Raw genomic sequence first — 18,817 nt, forward strand, 5'->3', positions numbered from 1 at the left:
CCGGTGTCCGGAACGACCCCTTCGGCATGCCGCCGCGGCTCTGCCTCGTTGGGGTTTCGCCCAGATCTGCGCAAAATAGGTCAAGAGGATGGGTCTACTCGTCCGGTCCTCGACACATTCCGGTCCGCCTGACGACCGGATCCGGACCGGATCGCAGAACCGGTTCCGGATCCGCCCGTTCCGTCCGATCATGGGCTCCGCAGCCCGCGACACGAGGGGAAGAGCCCATGAGCGACGCCGTCCCCCAGCACGGCTTCACCGCTGCCCGGCGCGGCTACGCGCCCGAGCAGGTCGACCGAACGCTGGCCGCGCTGACGGCCCAGCGCGACGAGGCGTGGGAGCGGCTCAGCGTGCTCGGCGCCGGGATCCGGCAGATGGAGGCCCGACTGGCCGACGTCCGCCGGGCCGCCGAGGAGGCTCCGGAACCCGACTACGAGGTGCTCAGCGAGCAGGCCGCCGGACTGGCCGCGATGGCCGGCAACGAGGCGCGCGCCGTCCGGGAGAAGGCCGAGCGCTTCGCCGAGGACCTCCGCGACGAGGTCTACGACGCCGGCCAGGAGCTCGACCGGGTCGCCAAGGAGTACGCCACCACCACCCGCGCCGAGGCCGACCAGGCCGCCCGGCGCACCGACGAGCGCACCCGCGCCGAGGCCGAGGGCATCCGGGCCGAGGCCGACCGGGAGAGCCGCACCGCCCGCGACGCGGCCACCGCCTACGCCGCCAAGGTGCGGGTGGCCGCCGCCGAGGCCGGCGAGCAGGCCGAGGCCAAGCTCGCCGAACTGCGCCGGAAGGCCGACGAGACCTTCGCCCAGGCGCAGGCCAGGGCCGACGCCGAGGACGCCGAGGTCTCCTCGACCGCCGAGCGCCGGGTCAAGGAGGCCGAGCAGCACCGGGAGACGGTGCTCGGCCGGATCAAGCAGCTGGAGACCGACGCCCAGGCCAAGGCCGACCAGCTGGTCGAGCAGGCCCGCCGGGAGGCGGAGCGGATCAACGCGGCGAGCGAGCGCGAGCAGCGCGAGTTCGACAACCGGCTGGAGACCGTCCAGCAGCACCTCGACCACATCAAGGCCACCCTCGCCTCGCTCACCGGCGCGGCGGTCGGCGCCATCGAGCCCGAGCCGCCGGCCGCCGCGCCGACCGGACCGGTGGACGGGGTCGCGGACGCCGTCGCCGACGCGGTGTCCGTCGACCCGGAGGCGGACACCGGCGAGATCGCGGTGGCCGGCCTCCGGAAGGCCGTCGTGCCGGCCGGGCCCTCGCAGACCGGTGCGGAGCGGGCCGGTGCGGAGCAGACCGGGACGGAGCCGGCCGGAGCCGCCGGGCGGGAGAAGGCGACGGCGGTGCTGCGGATGCCGGTGGTCGGCTCCCCCGCGGGTTCCTCGGCGACGGCGTCCTCCGTCGCGTCCTCCGCGGGCCGGGCGCCCGCCGCCGTGGTGACCGGGCCGGTCGAACCGTCCGCGGTGCCGCCGAGGCCGGCCGCGCCGCCGGAGGCCGCCGCCGCGGAGGAGGGCGAGGGCGCCGAAACGGAGCCGCAGGACGAGACCCGGATCATCCCGAAGATCGTCATCGTGGACGACGGCAGCGGCTACGCCACCCCGAACACGGTGAGCTACCGCCGGCGCTGACCCGCCGCACGGCCCGGCCGGCAGGGCGGTCGCGTCGTCCGGCGGCCGTGCGGGCCGCAGGCCGTCCGTTGTCCGCGGCACCGGCACCGGGCGACGGACGTCCGGCGGCCCGGGGCACCGCCGCGGGGGGGCCCGGGAAAGAGTGAGGCCGAGACCCGTGGCGCCCTCCAGGAAAGGGCGCCACGGTTCCCGGCGCTTGGGCGGGCGCCCCCACCCAGGGTCGCCCGGCCTCGCACCTCCGACCCCCATCGGGGGTGCGACAGTGCCGCCACAGCCATCCCCCACGGTTGGGTGCGGCGGGCACGTTCACCATGGTGCGCGATCTCCATGGACGGCCAGTGACAGGAGTATGTCCAGCTCGTGGCGGATCGCGGAGCCGGGCTCCGGCCGGTTCGTCCACCCGCCGGGCGGCCCCCGGGTCCGGTCGTTCGTCCGCGGTCGCACCGGGCTCGCGCCGCGCTCGCCCCCCGGTCGTTCCGCGGGCCGGTGCCGGGCGCCCGCGCGGGCCCCTCCGGCGCCCGGCCTGCGGGCCCTGCCGCGGCCGGGGCGGCGGTTCGTCCCCGCCCGGCCCCGCCCGGGTCGTACACCGCGTGCGTGTCCGTGCCGCGGCGTAGGCTGGAGACCCCCGGCCGCTCGGCGTGCCGGGCCGTTCGCGTTGCCCCGGCAGGCCTCCGCCGCCCGGAGGCAGCACCAGCCACGGGACGAAGAAGAGACCCCAGATGAGTCTGACCGGACTGCTCGATGTCGTCGCGCGGGACGCGGCGCTCGCCGAGGCGATCGAGGCGGCGACCGCCGCCGGAGCCGCGGCCGGCGGCCGCCGCCACCTGGACCTGGTCGGACCGCCCGCGGCCCGGCCGTTCGCCATCGCCGCGCTGGCCCGCGCCCTCGCCGGCCGGGCCGCCGGGGACCGGGGCCGTCCGGTGCTCGCCGTGACCGCGACCGGGCGGGAGGCCGAGGACCTCGCGGCCTCGCTGCGCTCGCTGCTGCCGCCCGACGCCGTCGCCGAGTACCCGGCCTGGGAGACGCTGCCGCACGAGCGGCTGTCGCCCCGCTCGGACACCGTCGGCCGCCGGTTGGCCGTGCTGCGCCGGATCGTGCACCCGCGGGCGGACGACCCGGCGGCCGGGCCGGTGCAGGTGGTGGTCGCGCCCGTCCGCTCGGTGCTCCAGCCGCAGGTGAAGGGGCTGGCCGAGCTGGAGCCGGTGGCCGTCCGGCGCAGTGAGTCGCACGATCTGGAGGAGGTCGCCCGACGGCTCGCCGCGGCCGCCTACGCGCGCGTCGAACTGGTCGAGAAGCGCGGCGAGTTCGCCGTCCGCGGCGGCATCCTGGACGTCTTCCCGCCGACCGAGGAGCACCCGCTGCGGGTGGAGTTCTGGGGCGACGAGGTCGAGGAGGTCCGCTACTTCAAGGTCGCCGACCAGCGCTCGCTGGAGATCGCCGAGCACGGCCTCTGGGCGCCGCCCTGCCGCGAGCTGCTGCTCACCGACGAGGTGCGGGAGCGGGCCGCCGAGCTGTCGGCCGCGCACCCCGGGCTGGCCGAGATCCTGGACAAGATCGCCGAGGGCATCGCGGTCGAGGGCATGGAGTCGCTGGCGCCGGTCCTGGTCGACGACATGGAGCTGCTGCTCGACGTGCTGCCGATCGGCTCGGTCACCGTGGTCTGCGACCCGGAGCGGGTCCGCACCCGGGCCGCCGACCTGGTGGCGACCAGCCAGGAGTTCCTGCACGCCTCCTGGGTCGCCGCCGCGTCCGGCGGGGACCGGCCGATCGACCTGGAGGCGATCGACGTCTCCGCCGCCTCGCTGCGCTCGCTCGCCGAGGTGCGCGAGCACGCCGACGAGATCGGGCTGCCCTGGTGGTCGGTCAGCCCCTTCGCGACCAGCGAGTCGGCGGTCGACGGCATCCTGGAGTTCGACGCCAACACGCTGACCCTCGGCATGCACGCCGTGGAGGCCTACCGCGGCGACACCGCCCGGGCGATCGCCGACGCCAAGGAGCGGCTGGCCGCCGACTGGCGGGTCGTCATGGTGACGGAGGGCCACGGGCCCGCCTCCCGGCTCGCCGAGGTGCTGGGCAACGAGGGCATCCCGGCCCGGCTGGTCGCCGACCTCGCCGAGGCGCCGACCCGGGACGTCGTCCACGTCTCCTGCGGCTCGATCGAGCACGGCTTCGTCGACGAGGCCCTCAAGCTCACCGTCATCACCGAGACCGACCTGTCCGGCCAGCGGTCCTCCACCAAGGACATGCGCCGGATGCCCTCCCGCCGCCGCAACGCGATCGACCCGCTGGCCCTGGTGGCCGGCGACTACGTCGTCCACGAGGCGCACGGCGTCGGCCGGTACGTCGAGATGGTGCAGCGGACCGTCCAGGGTGCCACCCGCGAGTACCTGGTGCTGGAGTACGCCCCCGCCAAGCGCGGCCACCCCGGCGACCGGCTGTTCGTGCCGACCGACCAGCTCGACCAGGTCACCAAGTACGTCGGCGGCGAGGCCCCGACGCTGCACCGGCTGGGCGGCGCGGACTGGGCGAAGACCAAGCAGCGGGCGAAGAAGGCGGTCAAGGAGATCGCCGCCGACCTGATCAAGCTCTACTCGGCCCGGATGGCCGCACCCGGCCACACCTTCGGCCCGGACACCCCGTGGCAGCGCGAGCTGGAGGACGCCTTCCCCTACGCGGAGACGCCGGACCAGCTGACCACCATCGCCGAGGTCAAGGCGGACATGGAGAAGTCCGTCCCGATGGACCGGCTGATCTGCGGCGACGTCGGCTACGGCAAGACCGAGATCGCGGTGCGGGCGGCCTTCAAGGCGGTGCAGGACGGCAAGCAGGTGGCGGTGCTGGTGCCGACCACGCTGCTGGTGCAGCAGCACTTCTCGACCTTCGCGGAGCGCTACGCCAACTTCCCCGTGACGGTGCGGGCGCTGTCCCGCTTCCAGACCGACGGCGAGGCCAAGGCCGTGCTGGAGGGGCTGTTCGAGGGCTCGGTGGACGTCGTCATCGGCACCCACCGGCTGTTCTCCTCCGAGACCAGGTTCAAGGACCTCGGCCTGGTCATCGTCGACGAGGAGCAGCGGTTCGGCGTCGAGCACAAGGAGCAGCTGAAGAAGCTGCGGGCCAACGTGGACGTGCTCACGATGTCCGCGACGCCGATCCCGCGCACCCTGGAGATGGCCGTCACCGGCATCCGCGAGATGTCCACCATCACCACCCCGCCGGAGGAGCGGCACCCGGTGCTGACCTTCGTCGGCCCGTACGACGAGAAGCAGATCTCGGCCGCGATCCGGCGCGAACTCCTGCGCGAGGGCCAGGTCTTCTACATCCACAACCGGGTGGAGTCGATCGACAAGGCGGCCGCCCGGCTCAAGGACCTGGTGCCCGAGGCGCGGATCGCCACCGCGCACGGGCAGATGGGGGAGACCCAGCTGGAGAAGGTCGTCGTCGACTTCTGGGAGAAGGAGTTCGACGTCCTGGTGTCGACCACGATCGTGGAGTCCGGCATCGACATCTCCAACGCCAACACCCTGATCGTCGAGCGCGGCGACACCTTCGGCCTCTCCCAGCTGCACCAGCTGCGCGGCCGGGTCGGCCGCGGCCGCGAGCGCGGCTACGCCTACATGCTGTACCCGCCGGAGAAGCCGCTCACCGAGACGGCGCACGAGCGGCTGGCCACCATCGCCCAGCACACCGAGATGGGCGCCGGCATGTACGTCGCGATGAAGGACCTGGAGATCCGCGGCGCCGGCAACCTGCTCGGCGGCGAGCAGTCCGGGCACATCGCGGGCGTCGGCTTCGACCTCTACATGCGGATGGTCGGCGAGGCGGTGGCCGAGTTCCGCGAGTCGCTGGCGAACGGCGGCGAGCCGGAGGAGGAGCCGCTGGAGGTGAAGATCGAGCTGCCGGTCGACGCGCACGTGCCGCACGACTACGCGCCCGGCGAGCGGCTGCGGCTGCAGGCGTACCGCTCGATCGCCGCGGTCAACTCCGAGGAGGACATCCAGCACGTCCGGGACGAACTGACCGACCGCTACGGCAAGCTGCCCGATCCCGTGGAGAACCTGCTGATGGTCGCGGCGCTGCGGCTGTACGCCCGGCGGTGCGGCATCGCGGACATCACCCTGCAGGGTGCCAACGTCCGGTTCGGGCCGGTGGAGCTGCGGGAGTCCCAGCAGCTGCGGCTGAACCGGCTCTACCCGCGCAGCCAGGTCAAGGCGGCCGCCCAGCAGCTGCTGGTGCCGCGGCCGAGCACCGGGCGGATCGGCGGCAAGCCGCTGGTCGGCCGGGAGCTGCTGGGCTGGTGCGGCGAGTTCCTGTCGGCGATGTTCGACGACCTGGCGGGTTCGAGGAAGTAGTGCCCGGCGGCGGGCGACGGCGGTCCCGGGCCCGGCCCGGGACCGCCGTCGCGTGTCCGCGGCGGCCGGCCGGGAGCCGGGCGCAGTTGCCCTTCTCCGGCCCGGGGCGGGGGCGCGGACGGGTAGGTTCGGGGGTGTGACGACGAATGTTCCGGGCGCGAAGTTGATCCTGCTGACCACCACCCACCGGGTGGCCCCCGGGTTGCTGGCGTGGCCGGCGTGGGAGGCCCTGCGGTCGGCCGGCCGGGTGCTGGTGGCGGACGAGGCGCACCCGCAGGTGGCGGCGGTGCGGCAGGCCGGGGTCGTGGTGGAGGTGGTGGCGCCGGGGTCGGCGCCGGCCCTGGCCCGGCTGCTGACCGCGCCCGCGGAGACCGGGGCGACGGTGTGGCTGGGGAGTCCGGACGGGGATCCGGGGCTCACGGACGCCCTGGCCCGGCTGGCCGTGGAGCACGCGGGCGAGGTGCCGGAGATCGAGGTGCTGCCGGGCTCCTACGACCTCCCGGGGGCGCGCCTGCTGGACCTGGTCTCGGTGATGGACCGGCTGCGGTCGCCGGGCGGCTGCCCGTGGGACGCCGAGCAGACGCACGAGAGCCTGGTGAAGTACCTGGTCGAGGAGGCGTACGAGCTCGTCGAGGCGATCGAGGAGGGGGACCGGGAGACGCTCCGCGAGGAGCTGGGGGACGTGCTGCTCCAGGTCTTCTTCCACTCCAGGATCGCCGAGGAGCACCCGTCGGAGGCGTTCTCGATCGACGACGTGGCCGGCGACCTCGTCGACAAGCTGGTCTACCGGCACCCGCACGTCTTCGGTGACGTCACCGCGGAGGGCGCCGCCGAGGTGGAGGCCAACTGGGAGCAGCTGAAGGCGGCCGAGAAGTCGGACCGGGAGTCGGTGCTGGACGGCGTGCCGGCCGGGCTGCCGTCGCTGGCGTACGCGGCGAAGCTGGTGTCGCGGGTGCGCAAGGCCGGTTTCGCGGGCGTGCCGGACGAGCCGTACGAGCTGCCCGGGGGGCTGACGGCGGAGTCGGCGGGCCGGCTGCTGGTGGCGGTCGTGCAGCGGGCGTACGACGCCGGGGTGGACGTGGACGCGGCGCTGCGGTCGGCCGCGCGCGGGTACCGGGACGCGGTGCGCGCGGCCGAGGGCCTCGAACCGGCCGCCGAGTAGCCGGCCGGCCGCCGGGCGGAGGGGCCGGCTCAGGCCGCGGCGGCGGTGCTCCCGACCGGCCCCCGCTGCGGCGGGACGACCTCGCCGATCGCCTCGCCGACGAGCGCGAGCAGCTCGGCGAGGCGTTCCAGGTCGAGGTGGTCGGGCAGGTCGGCGAGGGAGACGATCCGCTCGCCGCCGGGGCCGGCCACGCAGAACAGGTCGATCGGGCCCAGGTGCTTCTCGGCGGTGTCGACGAGGGCGGCGACGTCGCTGGGGCGGCGGATGTCCCCGCCGACGCCGACGACCGGGCAGCCCGGCCGGTCGAGCTCGGTGGCGAGGTCCTCGGCCACGCCGACGTGCTGGTCGGCGATCAGCACACCGGCGGCGCCGGCCGCGGTGAACCGGCGGGCGAGGTCGGCTCCCGACCCGCCGTCGAGTACCGCGATGACGACGACTGCCCCGCTCACCCGCATGGTCTGCTCCTCCCTGTGGGCGACACCGCACCGGCGCCCACGATTTCTGCGGAGGATCGTAGGCACGACCTGACCCTCCGCAACAGGGATTACCCCTCAGGTGACCAGGCTCACGCCCGCCCTACGGTTAAGACCTGTCCAAGGGTCCGTCGCGGAACCCGCGTCCGCGGGGCGGCGGGCCCCGGTGCACCGGATACGGTCGGTCCATGTCAGCGCAGCCCGCCCCCACCGCCCCGCAGCTCTTCACCTGGGAGTTCGCCGCAGATCCGTACCCCGCCTACGCCTGGCTTCGCGAGCACGCCCCGGTGCACCGCACGACGCTGCCCAGCGGGGTGGAGGCCTGGCTGGTGACCCGGTACGCGGACGCGCGGCAGGCGCTCGCGGACGGCCGGCTGTCGAAGAACCCGGCGCACCACAGCGAGCAGGCCCACCGCACGGGCCGGGTCGGCATCCCGGGGGAGCGCCAGGCGGACCTGATGACGCACCTGCTGAACATCGACCCGCCGGACCACACCCGGCTGCGCCGCCTGGTGTCGAAGGCGTTCACGCCGCGCCGGGTCGCGGAGTTCGAGCCGCGGGTGCAGCAGCTCACGGACCGCCTGATCGACGGCTTCGCGCAGCGCGGGTCGGCGGACCTGATCCACGAGTTCGCGTTCCCGCTCCCCATCTACGCGATCTGCGACATGCTGGGCGTGCCGGCCGAGGACCAGGACGACTTCCGCGACTGGGCGGGGATGATGATCCGGCACGGCGGCGGCCAGCGCGGCGGCGTGGGCCGGGCGGTGAAGCGGATGCGGGCGTACCTGCTGGAGCTGATCCACCGCAAGCGGGCGGACCTGGGGGACGACCTGATCTCGGGCCTGATCCGGGCGAGCGACCACGGGGAGCACCTGACCGAGAACGAGGCCGCCGCGATGGCCTTCATCCTGCTGTTCGCGGGCTTCGAGACGACCGTCAACCTGATCGGCAACGGGACGTACGCGCTGCTGCGCAACCCGGAGCAGCGCAGGCTGCTGCAGGAGTCGGTGGCGCGCGGCGAGAGCGCGCTGCTGGAGACCGGGATCGAGGAACTGCTGCGCTACGACGGGCCGGTGGAGCTGGCGACGTGGCGGTTCGCGACCCGGCCGGTGTCGATCGGCGGGGTGGACATCCCGGTGGGGGACCCGGTGCTGGTGGTGCTGGCCGCGGCGGACCGGGATCCGGCCAGGTTCTCGGACGAGAACACCCTGGACCTGGCGCGAACGGACAACCCGCACCTGGGTTTCGGCCATGGGATCCACTACTGCATCGGGGCCCCGCTGGCCCGGTTGGAGGGCCGGAGCGCGCTGGCCACGCTGCTTTCCCGGCTGCCGGATCTGCAGTTGGCGGAAAGGCCGGAGAATCTGCGCTGGCGCGGTGGCCTGATCATGCGGGGACTGCGGGAACTCCCGGTGGAATTCAGCCCGGAGAGCCGTTCCCCGCACGCGCCGCCGGCCGTCCCCCGGGAACCTTCGGACCCTCCGACACGCTGACTGGGTGTCGCCGGCGGCCGTTGGAGCGGTGGCTGAACCTCCATCAATCCGGACATAGCCGCACGGTTGGTGGGCGATCGAGCGCGGGTCGTGATTTCTGTGTGATATCGGTGATATGAGCTTGTGATTGGTCTGAGGATCTGTCTACTCTCCCTGGAGTTCGCAGCTGCGGACCTCGTGCGCGGGACGCCGAATCCTGCCCGCCGCGTCACGGGAAACCGACCAGAACCCTGGGCAGGGGCGGGGGAACCAGGTTTGTTGCCGTTTCCCCACGGCTTGGGGTGAAGCCGCCCGAGCGGAATCGTTTCCGCTGACGGCGGCCGGGCCACCTCCCGGTCCGAACCCGACAGCTCACCTCGCAGGCGTGCGGAGAGGGACCTTCATGCTGTTCGTTGGAACTGGCCGCCACCGTCGTCGTACCCAGGCCGAGAAGGCCATCGCCGTCGCCGGTGTGGCCGGCGTCGGACTCGCGATGCCGATCCTCACCGCCACCGGCGCCTCCGCCGCCCCGGCCTCCGCCTGGGACTCCGTCGCCCAGTGCGAGAGCGGTGGCAACTGGAGCATCAACACCGGCAACGGCTTCTACGGGGGCCTGCAGTTCACCTCCGGCACCTGGAAGGCGTACGGCGGCACCGCGTACGCGCCGCAGGCCAACCAGGCCAGCAAGGGCCAGCAGATCGCCGTCGCCGAGAAGGTCCTCGCCTCGCAGGGGCCGGGCGCCTGGCCGGTCTGCTCGCAGAAGGCCGGCCTGAGCAAGGGCGGCGCGCCGGCGAGCGTCGACACCTCCTCGGACGACAAGCCCGCCGCCGCGAAGCCCGCCGCCAAGCCGGCCCAGCCCGCGGCCAAGCCGGCGCAGCCCGCCGCCAAGCCCGCCCAGCCGGCCGCCCCGAAGCCGGCCGCCCAGCAGCCCGCGCCGCAGCAGGCGCAGCCGCAGGCCCCGGGCTTCTCGGGCAAGGCCGGCTGGGACGCCGACGCGAAGGTGTTCTGGTACCAGAACAACGGCACCTGGTACTGGACCAGCCACCAGAGCGTCTACCAGCAGTTCGCGCCGCAGGCCGCCGCCCAGCAGCACTACGCGCCGCAGGCCGCCCAGCCCGCTCCGGCCGTGCGCACCGCCCCGGCCGCCGCGCAGGGCGGCCACGACTACACCGTCCGGTCCGGCGACACGCTGTCGACCATCGCCGCCGCCCAGGGCGTCACCGGCGGCTGGCGGTCGGTCTACGACGGCAACCGCGGCACCGTCGGCGGCGACCCGAACCTGATCATGCCCGGCCAGGTCCTGCACCTCGGCTGAGCCGCTCCCGCCCGCCGGGCGGAGGGGGCGGGATCCGTCCCCCTCCGCCCGGATTCGGGCCGGTTCGCCCGGGCGGGCGGGTGAACTACCGGTGGGTAGTGCGGCCACACGCTGAGACGGGACCGAGGCCAGCGTGGCCCCGGGGGTCCGGGCGGTTAGGCTCTGGTCGTAACGACTCCGCAATCGTCCCGCCGGCAGCACCAACGTCAGCCGGACCCTGCTTCCGCAAGGAGATGCCTCGTGCCGTCCATCGATGTCGTCGTAGCCCGTGAGATCCTCGACTCGCGTGGCAACCCCACGGTCGAGGTCGAGGTGGGCCTCGACGACGGCAGCACCGGCCGTGCCGCTGTCCCGTCGGGTGCCTCCACCGGAGCCTTCGAGGCCCTGGAGCTTCGCGACGGCGACAAGAACCGCTACTTCGGCAAGGGCGTGGAGAAGGCCGTCCTGGCCGTCATCGAGCAGATCGGCCCGGAGCTGGTCGGCTACGACGCCACCGAGCAGCGCCTGATCGACCAGGCCATGCTCGACCTGGACGCCACCCCGGACAAGTCCTCGCTCGGCGCCAACGCGATCCTCGGCGTCTCGCTGGCCGTGGCGCACGCCGCCTCCGAGGCCAGCGACCTGCCGCTGTTCCGCTACCTGGGCGGCCCGAACGCCCACGTGCTGCCCGTGCCGATGATGAACATCCTCAACGGCGGCTCGCACGCGGACTCCAACGTCGACATCCAGGAGTTCATGATCGCCCCGATCGGCGCGGAGTCCTTCTCCGAGGCCGTCCGCTGGGGCGTCGAGGTCTACCACACCCTCAAGGGCGTGCTGAAGGAGCGCGGCCTGTCCACCGGCCTCGGCGACGAGGGCGGCTTCGCGCCGAACCTGGACAGCAACCGCGAGGCCCTGGACCTCATCACCGAGGCCATCCAGAAGGCCGGCTACGTGCCCGGCCGGGACGTCGCGCTGGCCCTGGACGTGGCCGCCTCCGAGTTCTACAAGGACGGCGCCTACCAGTTCGAGGGCAAGGCCCTCTCCGCCGCCGAGCTCATCGAGTACTACGCCGAGCTGGTCGCCGCCTACCCGCTGGTCTCCATCGAGGACCCGCTGGACGAGTCGGACTGGGACGGCTGGAAGGCCATGACCGTCAAGCTGGGCGACAAGGTCCAGCTGGTCGGCGACGACCTGTTCGTCACCAACCCGGCCCGCCTGGCCAAGGGCATCGAGACCGGCACCGCCAACGCGCTGCTGGTGAAGGTGAACCAGATCGGTTCGCTGACCGAGACCCTGGACGCCGTCGAGCTGGCCCAGCGCAACGGCTACCGCTGCATGATGTCGCACCGCTCCGGCGAGACCGAGGACGTCACCATCGCCGACCTGGCCGTCGCCACCAACTGCGGCCAGATCAAGACCGGTGCCCCGGCCCGCTCCGAGCGCGTCGCCAAGTACAACCAGCTGCTGCGCATCGAGGAGATCCTCGACGACGCCGCCGAGTACGCCGGCCGCGGCGCCTTCCCGCGGTTCAAGCACGAGGGCTGAGACCGCGAGGTCGCGCAAGCCTGACCGGTGCCCCGCCGTTCACCCCGTAGGGTGGACGGCGGGGCACCGTCGCGACCAGGAGGGGATACGGGAGATGGCAGGCTGGAGGATCCCGGGCTTGGCGGCCCGGCCTCGGTTCACGAGCCGGGCGACCGTCCTCGTCCTGGTGCTCTGCTCGCTGGTGGCGATCCTCGCCTACCCGACGCGGCAGTTCATCTCCCAGCGCGCCGAGATCTCCGCCCAACGGGCGAAGGCCGACCACGCGCGCCAGCAGGTCGAGCAGCTGCGCCGGGACAAGGCCCGCTGGCAGGACCCGGAGTACGTCAGGGCGCAGGCCCGCGCCCGGCTGCACTACGCGATGCCGGGGGAGACCCCGTACATCGCGGTGGACCCGGCCGGCCAGGCCGCCGCCCAGCCCTCCGCGTCCGCCGCCGGCCCCGGCCCCTCCGAGGGCTCGGCCACCGGCCCGGTGAAGGCCGCCAAGCCCTGGTACGCCAGCATCTGGGACTCGGTGGACGCTGCCGACACCGCCGCGCTGGCCCCCGCCACCCCCCGTCCGCTCCCACCGTCCCCCGCTGGAGACACCTCCCCCCATGACCACTGAGAACCACCCCAACGTCTCCGACGCCGACGTCGCGGCCATCGCCGCCCAGCTCGGCCGGGTGCCGCGCGGCCTGCGCGGCGTCGCGCACCGCTGCCCCTGCGGCAACCCGGACGTCGTGGAGACGGCACCCCGGCTGCCCGACGGCACGCCGTTCCCGACGCTCTACTACCTGACCTGCCCCAAGGCCGCCTCGCTGATCGGCACCCTGGAGGCGGACGGCGTGATGAAGGACCAGACCGCCCGGCTCGCCGAGGACCCGGAGCTGGCCGCCGCCTACCAGAAGGCGCACGAGGACTACATCGCCCGCCGCGACGCCATCGAGGTGCTGGAAGGTTTCCCGAGCGCCGGCGGCATGCCGGACCGGGTGAAGTGCCTGCACGTGCTGGTCGGCCACTCGCTGGCGGCCGGCGAGGGCGTCAACCCGCTCGGCGACGAGGCGATCGGCATGCTGGAGGACTGGTGGGCCAAGGGCCCCTGCGTCTCCCCGGCCGAGGTCGAGGCCGCGGGCGCGAGGGTCGCCCGCAACCGGGCCAAGGAGCAGGACCACCAGGCCGTCATCGAGGCCAAGCAGCAGCTCACCGCCGAGCGCGCCGCGAAGCGGCTCGCCGCGGAGGAGACGGCCTCCGGCGGGGCCGCCGCCGGTGACGCCGAGGGGGAGTCCGAGTGAGCATGACGCGCGTGGCCGCGATCGACTGCGGCACCAACTCGATCCGCCTGCTGGTCGCCGACCTGGACCCGGAGACCGGGGAGATCACCGATCTCGACCGCCGCATGATCGTCAACCGGCTGGGCCAGGGCGTGGACCAGACCGGCCGGCTGCACCCGGACGCGCTGGCCCGCACCTTCGCGGCCTGCCGCGAGTACCGCGAGGTCATCGCCGGCTTCGGCGTCGGCCCGGAGCGCACCCGCTTCGTCGCCACCAGCGCCTCGCGGGACGCCGAGAACAGCGACGAGTACGTCAAGGGCGTGCGCGACGCCCTGGGCGTGGAGCCCGAGGTGGTGAGCGGCGAGGAGGAGGCGCACCTGTCCTTCACCGGCGCCACCAAGGAGCTGACCGGCGGGCAGTTCCCGGCGCCGTACCTGGTGTTCGACCTCGGCGGCGGCTCGACCGAGTTCGTCCTGGGCGGCACGGACGTGCAGGCCGCCCGCTCGGTGGACATCGGGTGCGTCCGGCTCACCGAGCGGCACTTCGGCGGCGCCGAGCTGCCCTCCGCGGAGCAGGTCGAGACCGCCCGGGCGCACGTGCGGGCCGAGCTCGACAAGGCCGCGGAGGTCGTGCCGCTGACCGGGGCGGCCACCCTGGTCGGCCTGGCCGGGACGGTCACCACGGTGTCCGCCATCGCCCAGGAGCTCCCCGCCTACGACTCGGCGCGGATCCACCACTCGCGGATCAGCCGGGAGCGGGTCGCCGGGATCGCCCGGGAGCTGCTGGCCGCCACCCACGCCGAGCGCGCCGCCATCCCGTCGATGCACCCGGGCCGGGTGGACGTGATCGCGGCCGGCGCGCTCGAACTGCTGGAGATCATGGAGCGGACCGGCGCCGCCGAGGTGGTCGTCAGCGAGCACGACATCCTGGACGGCATCGCCTGGAGTATGGCCTCCTGACGCCCGGTGGGACTTACCGAACCGGCCCCGGCGCCCCCTCGGGGGGCCCGGGGCCGGGGCGCGCCCGGGCCCGGGCGAAAAACTTCGTGAATTTCTTCACGTGACGATCCGGCCTTTCGCCGCGGTCGCCCGCCCGCCATGTCCGAAATGTGGGACTGAAGGCTCGCTCCCCGTGACGACCGCTGGATCGCAGGCCAGGCCTCGGCTGAGGTTTGAAAATCGAAATCATCGGCGGGAACCCAGGCCCTGTACGGATCGTTGCTGCTCAGCAGGGTGGTGCTCCGGCGTGGGCTCACGGGGGTGTGCGCGGGGCCGTGAGCAGGGGGCCCCGGGCCGCTTTTGCGGCCGCGCAGTGTAGCACGGGGTGTCCAGGAGCTTGTGACCGGGCTCACGAAGGCTGCTCCGAACGGTGCTGGATACTTTCCGATATGAGCACCACGGAGCGTCCTCGCATCCTCATTGTCGGCGGTGGTTACGTCGGCCTGTATGCCGCGATGCGCATCCTCAAGAAGATGCGTTACGGCGAAGCGACCGTCACGGTCGTCGACCCGCGGTCGTACATGACGTACCTGCCCTTCCTCCCCGAGGCGGCCGGCGGCAACGTCGCGCCCCGCAACCTCGTCGCGCCCCTGCGCAGCGCCCTCAAGAAGGCGGAGGTGCTCACCGGTGCGGTCACCGGTGTGGACCACGCCCGCAAGGTCGCCACGATCCAGCCCGCGGCCGGCGACAGCTACGAGCTGCCCTTCGAGTACCTGGTCGTCGCGACCGGCTCGGTCTCCCGCACCTTCCCGATCCCGGGTCTGGCGGAGCACGGCATCGGCATGAAGACGGTCGAGGAGGCCATCGGCCTCCGCAACCACGTCATGGCCCAGCTCGACAAGGCCGAGTCCACCGCCGACGAGGAGGTCCGCCGCAAGGCCCTGACCTTCGTCGTCATCGGCGGCGGCTTCGCCGGCATCGAGACGATCGCCGAGATCGAGGACATGGCGCGCGACGCGTCCAAGCTGTACCGGACCGTCAGCCGCGACGACATGCGCTTCGTCGTGGTCGAGGCCGCCAACCGCATCCTCCCCGAGATGGGCCCGGACCTCGGTCTGTGGACCAAGGAGAAGCTCGAGGAGCGGCAGATCGAGGTCTACATCGAGACCTCGATGGACTCCTGCGTCGACGGCCACGTCGTGCTGAAGAACGGCCTGGAGATGGACGCCTCCACGATCGTGTGGACGGCCGGCGTGAAGCCGAACCCGGTGCTGGCCGAGTTCGGCCTGCCGCTGGGCCCGCGCGGCCACGTCGACACCGCGCCGACCCTCCAGGTCCAGGGCTTCGACTACGTCTGGGCCGCGGGCGACAACGCCCAGGTCCCGGACCTCGCCGCCGGCGAGGGCGCCTGGTGCCCGCCGAACGCGCAGCACGCCTGCCGCCAGGCCGTCGTCCTCGGTGACAACGTGATCTCCGGCATGCGCGGCTTCCCGCAGAAGGAGTACAAGCACAAGAACCTGGGTGCGGTCGCCGGTCTCGGCCTGCACAAGGGCGTGGCGATCCTCTTCGGCAAGTACAAGCTGAAGGGCCGTCCGGCCTGGTGGTTCCACCGCCTGTACCACGGTGCGATGGTCCCGACCGTCAACCGCAAGGTCCGCGTCTTCACCGACTGGACCCTGGCGATGTTCCTGAAGCGCGAGATGGTCGGCCTCTCCCAGATGGAGAAGCCGCAGCTCCCGATCCAGGAGGTCACCCCGCCCACGAAGCCCGTGGAGGCCGCCAAGCCGGCCGCCGAGAAGGAACTCGCGAGCAAGTAAGCGACTGAGGCCCCGGTGTGGGAGCACCGGGGTATGAGTCGGAGGCCCTCCGCCCGGCAGTGTCGCCGGACCACGACCTCCGTGGTGCTCAGCCGGCCGTGCGACCGGGCGGAGTACAGAAGTAGCGAAGAGCCCCTGCCGACCCTCTGGCAGGGGCTCCTCGCGTTCCGGTGTCCGGTGTCAGTCGGTCTTGATGCTCTCCAGGATGTCCAGCTTGGAGGCCCGGCGGGCCGGCCAGATCGCGGCCACCAGGCCGACCAGGCCGGCCAGGCCCAGGAACATCGCCAGCTGGCCGTACGGCAGGACGGTGGTCAGACCGGCGAGGCTGGACTTCAGCGTGCCGTTGATCGCCCAGGCGATGAAGCAGCCGAGCAGGATGCCGACGCCCGCGCCGAAGAGCGAGATCACCACGGACTCCAGACGGACCATCCGCTTGATGCCCCGGCGGTCCAGGCCGATCGCCCGCAGCATCCCGATCTCGCGCTTGCGCTCGAAGACCGACATCGCCAGCGTGTTGACCACGCCCAGGATCGCGACCAGCACCGACATCGCCAGCAGGCCGTACATCAGGTTCAGCACGAAGGTGATGGCCTGGCTGAAGCCGTCCCGGACGTCCTGCATGGACTTGACCTGGATCACCGGGTTGGCGCCGGTGGCGTCCTTGATGGACTGCTTGAGCGCGGCGGTGGCACCGTCCTTGCCCTTGACCAGGATGTCCGAGATGTACGGCTTGGCCTCGTGCTTGAGGACCTCGCTGTTGGCCAGGACGACCGGGCCGAGGACGCCGCCCTTCTCGTAGACGCCGCCGACGGTGAGCTGCCCCGTGGAGTCGTCCGGGTAGGTCACGGTCAGCGTCGAGCCGGTGGTGACGTTGAACTTCGTGGCGACGTCCTGGTCGACCAGCAGCTGGCCCTTGCCGAGCGCGCCGGTGGAACCGCTGGTCAGCTTGACCGAGGCGAGCTGGTCGAAGCTGTCGGCGTTCACACCGCTGATCGCCTTGGTGGTGCCGTTCAGCTGCCAGTAGACCTCGGTCAGCGGCGAGGAGGCGGTGACGCCGGGTGCCTTGGCGATCTCGGCGGGCACCTGGTCGGACAGCGGCATGCCGTTGGCGGCCCCGACCAGGTAGTCGGCCTTCATCGAGTTGGTGATGGACCTGTCGATCACGCCGGTGACCGAGGCCCCGATCACGGTGAGGCCGCTGACCAGGGTCAGGCCGATGGTGAGCGCCGCGGCGGTCGCCGCGGTGCGGCGCGGGTTGCGGACGGAGTTCTGCTGGGCCAGCTTCCCCGGGGTGCCCGCCAGCTTGCGGAGCGCCGGACCGATCAGGGCGATGATCGGGCGGGAGAGCAGGGGCAGCAGCACGAACACGCCGATCAGGGCCAGGAAGGCGCCGAGCGCGACCGGTATCCGGCCGGTGTCGTTCCCGGTCGAGGCGCCGTAGCCGATCAGTGCGAGGCCGCCGGCGGCGAGCAGCGAGCCGATCGTGTTGCGGACCACCAGGCTCTTCTGGCTCACCGGCTGGTCGCCGCTGCTCATCGCGGCCACCGGGGCGATCCGGGCGGCGCGCAGGGCCGGCAGGACGGCCGACAGGACCGTCACCAGGACGCCGACCACGAGGGTCACCAGGACGGTGAGCGGCTTGATCACCAGCGAGCCCTGCGGCATGTTCTCGTTGAACACGCGCATCAGGGACTGCATCCCGGCGCCGATCCCGACACCGGCGAGCAGGCCGGCCACGGCCGCGAGGGTGCCGATCACCAGGGCCTCGACCAGCACCGAGCGGGTGACCTGCTTGCGGCTGGCACCGATCGCCCGGAGCAGGGCGAGTTCCTTGGTGCGCTGGGCGATCAGCATGGTGAAGGTGTTGGCGATGATGAAGATGCCGACGAAGAGCGAGATACCGGCGAACGCGAGCAGCACGGTGCGCAGCGCGCTGGTGGCGTCGGTGATCATCTTCTGCTCGTCGGCCTTGAGCTGCTCACCGGTCTCGGCGTCGAAGTGCTTGCCGGCCGACAGCTTGGGCTGGACCTGGGCGAGCAGCGCGTCGTCGGTGACGCCGGGCTTGGCGGTGAGCACCACGCTGCTGTAGCGGCCGGGCTCCAGCAGCAGCTGCTGGGCGGTGGCGCGGTCGAAGAGGGTGAGCGTCCCGCCCGTCCTCACCACCGGGTCGTCGGTGGTGAAGACGCCGGTGAGCTTCGCCTCGATGACCGGGCCGTTGGCGGCGACCCGGACGGTGTCGCCGACCTTGTAGCCCGCCTCGTCGGCGGTCTTGCGGTCGAGCGCGATCTCCTTGGCGTTCTTCGGGCCCTGGCCCTCGGCGATCGGGTACCGGGTGTCCTTGCCGTCCGCGCCGGGGGCGAAGTTGGCGCCCTTGGCGGACCACGCCTGGCCGATCAGGTTGCCGCTCCGGTCGGCGACGCCGGTGAAGCCGCTGACCACGCCGCGCGCGTTGGCGGTGCCGGGCAGGGCGGCCAGCTGCTGGACGGTGGCGTCGGTGAGCGAGGCGGCGCTGCCCTCGCTCTTCTCCCGGGCGCTGGCCTGGGAGCCGGCCGAGCGGTCGACGACCTGGACGGAGACGTCCGAGTAGCTCTTGGAGTTGCTGTCCCGCATGGCCTTGCCGAAGGTGTCGGAGAAGACCATGGTGCCCGCCACGAAGGCGGTGCCGAGCATGACGGCCAGGGCCGTCATGAGGAGTCGGCCCTTGTGGGCCAGCACGTTGCGCAGTGCGGTGCGATACATGGGGCGTCCTGGGGTTCGCGGAGTGGCGGCGGGCCGGCGGGCCCTGACTTGTCGTGGGCTCAGCTGGTGCGGCCCTTGGCGTCGAAGCGGCGCATGCGGTCCAGGACGGTGTCGGCGGTGGGCGTGTGGAGTTCGTCGACGATGCGGCCG

The 18,817-nt window shown here is 72.9% G+C and carries 11 protein-coding genes, 2 pseudogenes and 1 riboswitch; of the genes and pseudogenes, 10 read left to right on the top strand and 3 right to left on the bottom strand.

Annotated features, from left to right (window positions below; genetic code table 11):
- Nucleotides 1-227 precede the first annotated feature (227 nt).
- The 3 genes from ACIRS1_RS23195 (at nucleotide 228) to ACIRS1_RS23205 (ending at nucleotide 7,136) form a co-directional block, all read left to right on the top strand.
- Complete coding sequence (locus ACIRS1_RS23195; protein WP_402842860.1) at nucleotides 228-1,625, top strand: hypothetical protein; 1,398 nt, start codon at nucleotides 228-230, stop codon at nucleotides 1,623-1,625.
- A gap of 719 nt (nucleotides 1,626-2,344) precedes the next feature.
- Nucleotides 2,345-5,974 carry a transcription-repair coupling factor gene (mfd, locus tag ACIRS1_RS23200; RefSeq protein ID WP_402842863.1) on the top strand — a complete coding sequence of 1,210 codons (3,630 nt, stop codon included), beginning with the start codon at nucleotides 2,345-2,347 and terminating at the stop codon, nucleotides 5,972-5,974.
- A gap of 136 nt (nucleotides 5,975-6,110) precedes the next feature.
- Nucleotides 6,111-7,136 (top strand): MazG family protein, encoded by a 1,026-nt coding sequence (locus tag ACIRS1_RS23205; protein WP_402842865.1) that lies wholly within the window; start codon nucleotides 6,111-6,113, stop codon nucleotides 7,134-7,136.
- A 29-nt stretch (nucleotides 7,137-7,165) separates the two neighbouring features.
- Here ACIRS1_RS23205 and ACIRS1_RS23210 read toward each other — a convergent pair whose 3' ends face one another.
- Nucleotides 7,166-7,585, bottom strand: coding sequence for an SDR family NAD(P)-dependent oxidoreductase (locus ACIRS1_RS23210; RefSeq protein WP_402842868.1), 420 nt, complete (start codon nucleotides 7,583-7,585; stop codon nucleotides 7,166-7,168).
- A 212-nt stretch (nucleotides 7,586-7,797) separates the two neighbouring features.
- Between ACIRS1_RS23210 and ACIRS1_RS23215 the strand changes: the two genes are divergently transcribed.
- The 7 genes and pseudogenes from ACIRS1_RS23215 to ACIRS1_RS23245 all read left to right on the top strand — a co-directional run bounded on the left by ACIRS1_RS23215 (nucleotide 7,798) and on the right by ACIRS1_RS23245 (nucleotide 15,928).
- Nucleotides 7,798-9,102, top strand: a complete 1,305-nt coding sequence (locus ACIRS1_RS23215; protein WP_402842870.1) for a cytochrome P450 — start codon at nucleotides 7,798-7,800, stop codon at nucleotides 9,100-9,102.
- Between the two features lie 210 nt (nucleotides 9,103-9,312).
- Nucleotides 9,313-9,483, top strand: a riboswitch (cyclic di-AMP (ydaO/yuaA leader).
- 1 nt (nucleotide 9,484) lies between these two features.
- Nucleotides 9,485-10,396, top strand: coding sequence for a transglycosylase family protein (locus ACIRS1_RS23220; RefSeq protein ID WP_402842873.1), 912 nt, complete (start codon nucleotides 9,485-9,487; stop codon nucleotides 10,394-10,396).
- Nucleotides 10,397-10,636: 240 nt separating this feature from the next.
- Nucleotides 10,637-11,923 (top strand): phosphopyruvate hydratase, encoded by a 1,287-nt coding sequence (eno, locus tag ACIRS1_RS23225; protein ID WP_360221361.1) that lies wholly within the window; start codon nucleotides 10,637-10,639, stop codon nucleotides 11,921-11,923.
- Between the two features lie 118 nt (nucleotides 11,924-12,041).
- Nucleotides 12,042-12,527 (top strand): septum formation initiator family protein, encoded by a 486-nt coding sequence (locus tag ACIRS1_RS23230; RefSeq protein WP_402842876.1) that lies wholly within the window; start codon nucleotides 12,042-12,044, stop codon nucleotides 12,525-12,527.
- Nucleotides 12,499-13,026 (top strand): annotated as a pseudogene (locus ACIRS1_RS23235) (DUF501 domain-containing protein); the annotation flags it as partial. The gene ACIRS1_RS23230 and the pseudogene ACIRS1_RS23235, both read left to right, overlap by 29 nt.
- A 170-nt stretch (nucleotides 13,027-13,196) precedes the next feature.
- Nucleotides 13,197-14,132 carry an exopolyphosphatase gene (locus ACIRS1_RS23240; RefSeq protein WP_402842895.1) on the top strand — a complete coding sequence of 312 codons (936 nt, stop codon included), beginning with the start codon at nucleotides 13,197-13,199 and terminating at the stop codon, nucleotides 14,130-14,132.
- A gap of 428 nt (nucleotides 14,133-14,560) precedes the next feature.
- The gene (locus tag ACIRS1_RS23245; protein WP_360221355.1) at nucleotides 14,561-15,928 is read left to right on the top strand and encodes an NAD(P)/FAD-dependent oxidoreductase; all 1,368 of its coding nucleotides are present in this window, start codon (nucleotides 14,561-14,563) and stop codon (nucleotides 15,926-15,928) included.
- Between the two features lie 180 nt (nucleotides 15,929-16,108).
- On the opposite strand, the gene ACIRS1_RS23250 is transcribed toward ACIRS1_RS23245, so the two are convergent.
- Nucleotides 16,109-18,667, bottom strand: coding sequence for an ABC transporter permease (locus ACIRS1_RS23250; protein WP_402842880.1), 2,559 nt, complete (start codon nucleotides 18,665-18,667; stop codon nucleotides 16,109-16,111).
- Nucleotides 18,668-18,726: 59 nt separating this feature from the next.
- Nucleotides 18,727-18,817 (bottom strand): annotated as a pseudogene (locus ACIRS1_RS23255) (ABC transporter ATP-binding protein); the annotation flags it as partial.

This window comes from Kitasatospora sp. NPDC101176 (assembly GCF_044768035.1).
GTDB lineage: Bacteria > Actinomycetota > Actinomycetes > Streptomycetales > Streptomycetaceae > Kitasatospora.

Excerpts from the sequence above, each read along its gene's own strand:
- ACIRS1_RS23195 (WP_402842860.1), top strand. The coding sequence starts at position 228 with ATGAGCGACGCCGTCCCCCAGCACGGCTTCACCGCTGCCCGGCGCGGC.
- ACIRS1_RS23240 (WP_402842895.1), top strand. The coding sequence starts at position 13,197 with ATGACGCGCGTGGCCGCGATCGACTGCGGCACCAACTCGATCCGCCTG.
- mfd (WP_402842863.1), top strand. The coding sequence starts at position 2,345 with ATGAGTCTGACCGGACTGCTCGATGTCGTCGCGCGGGACGCGGCGCTC.
- ACIRS1_RS23215 (WP_402842870.1), top strand. The coding sequence starts at position 7,798 with ATGTCAGCGCAGCCCGCCCCCACCGCCCCGCAGCTCTTCACCTGGGAG.
- ACIRS1_RS23245 (WP_360221355.1), top strand. The coding sequence starts at position 14,561 with ATGAGCACCACGGAGCGTCCTCGCATCCTCATTGTCGGCGGTGGTTAC.
- ACIRS1_RS23220 (WP_402842873.1), top strand. The coding sequence starts at position 9,485 with ATGCTGTTCGTTGGAACTGGCCGCCACCGTCGTCGTACCCAGGCCGAG.
- ACIRS1_RS23250 (WP_402842880.1), bottom strand. The coding sequence starts at position 18,667 with ATGTATCGCACCGCACTGCGCAACGTGCTGGCCCACAAGGGCCGACTC.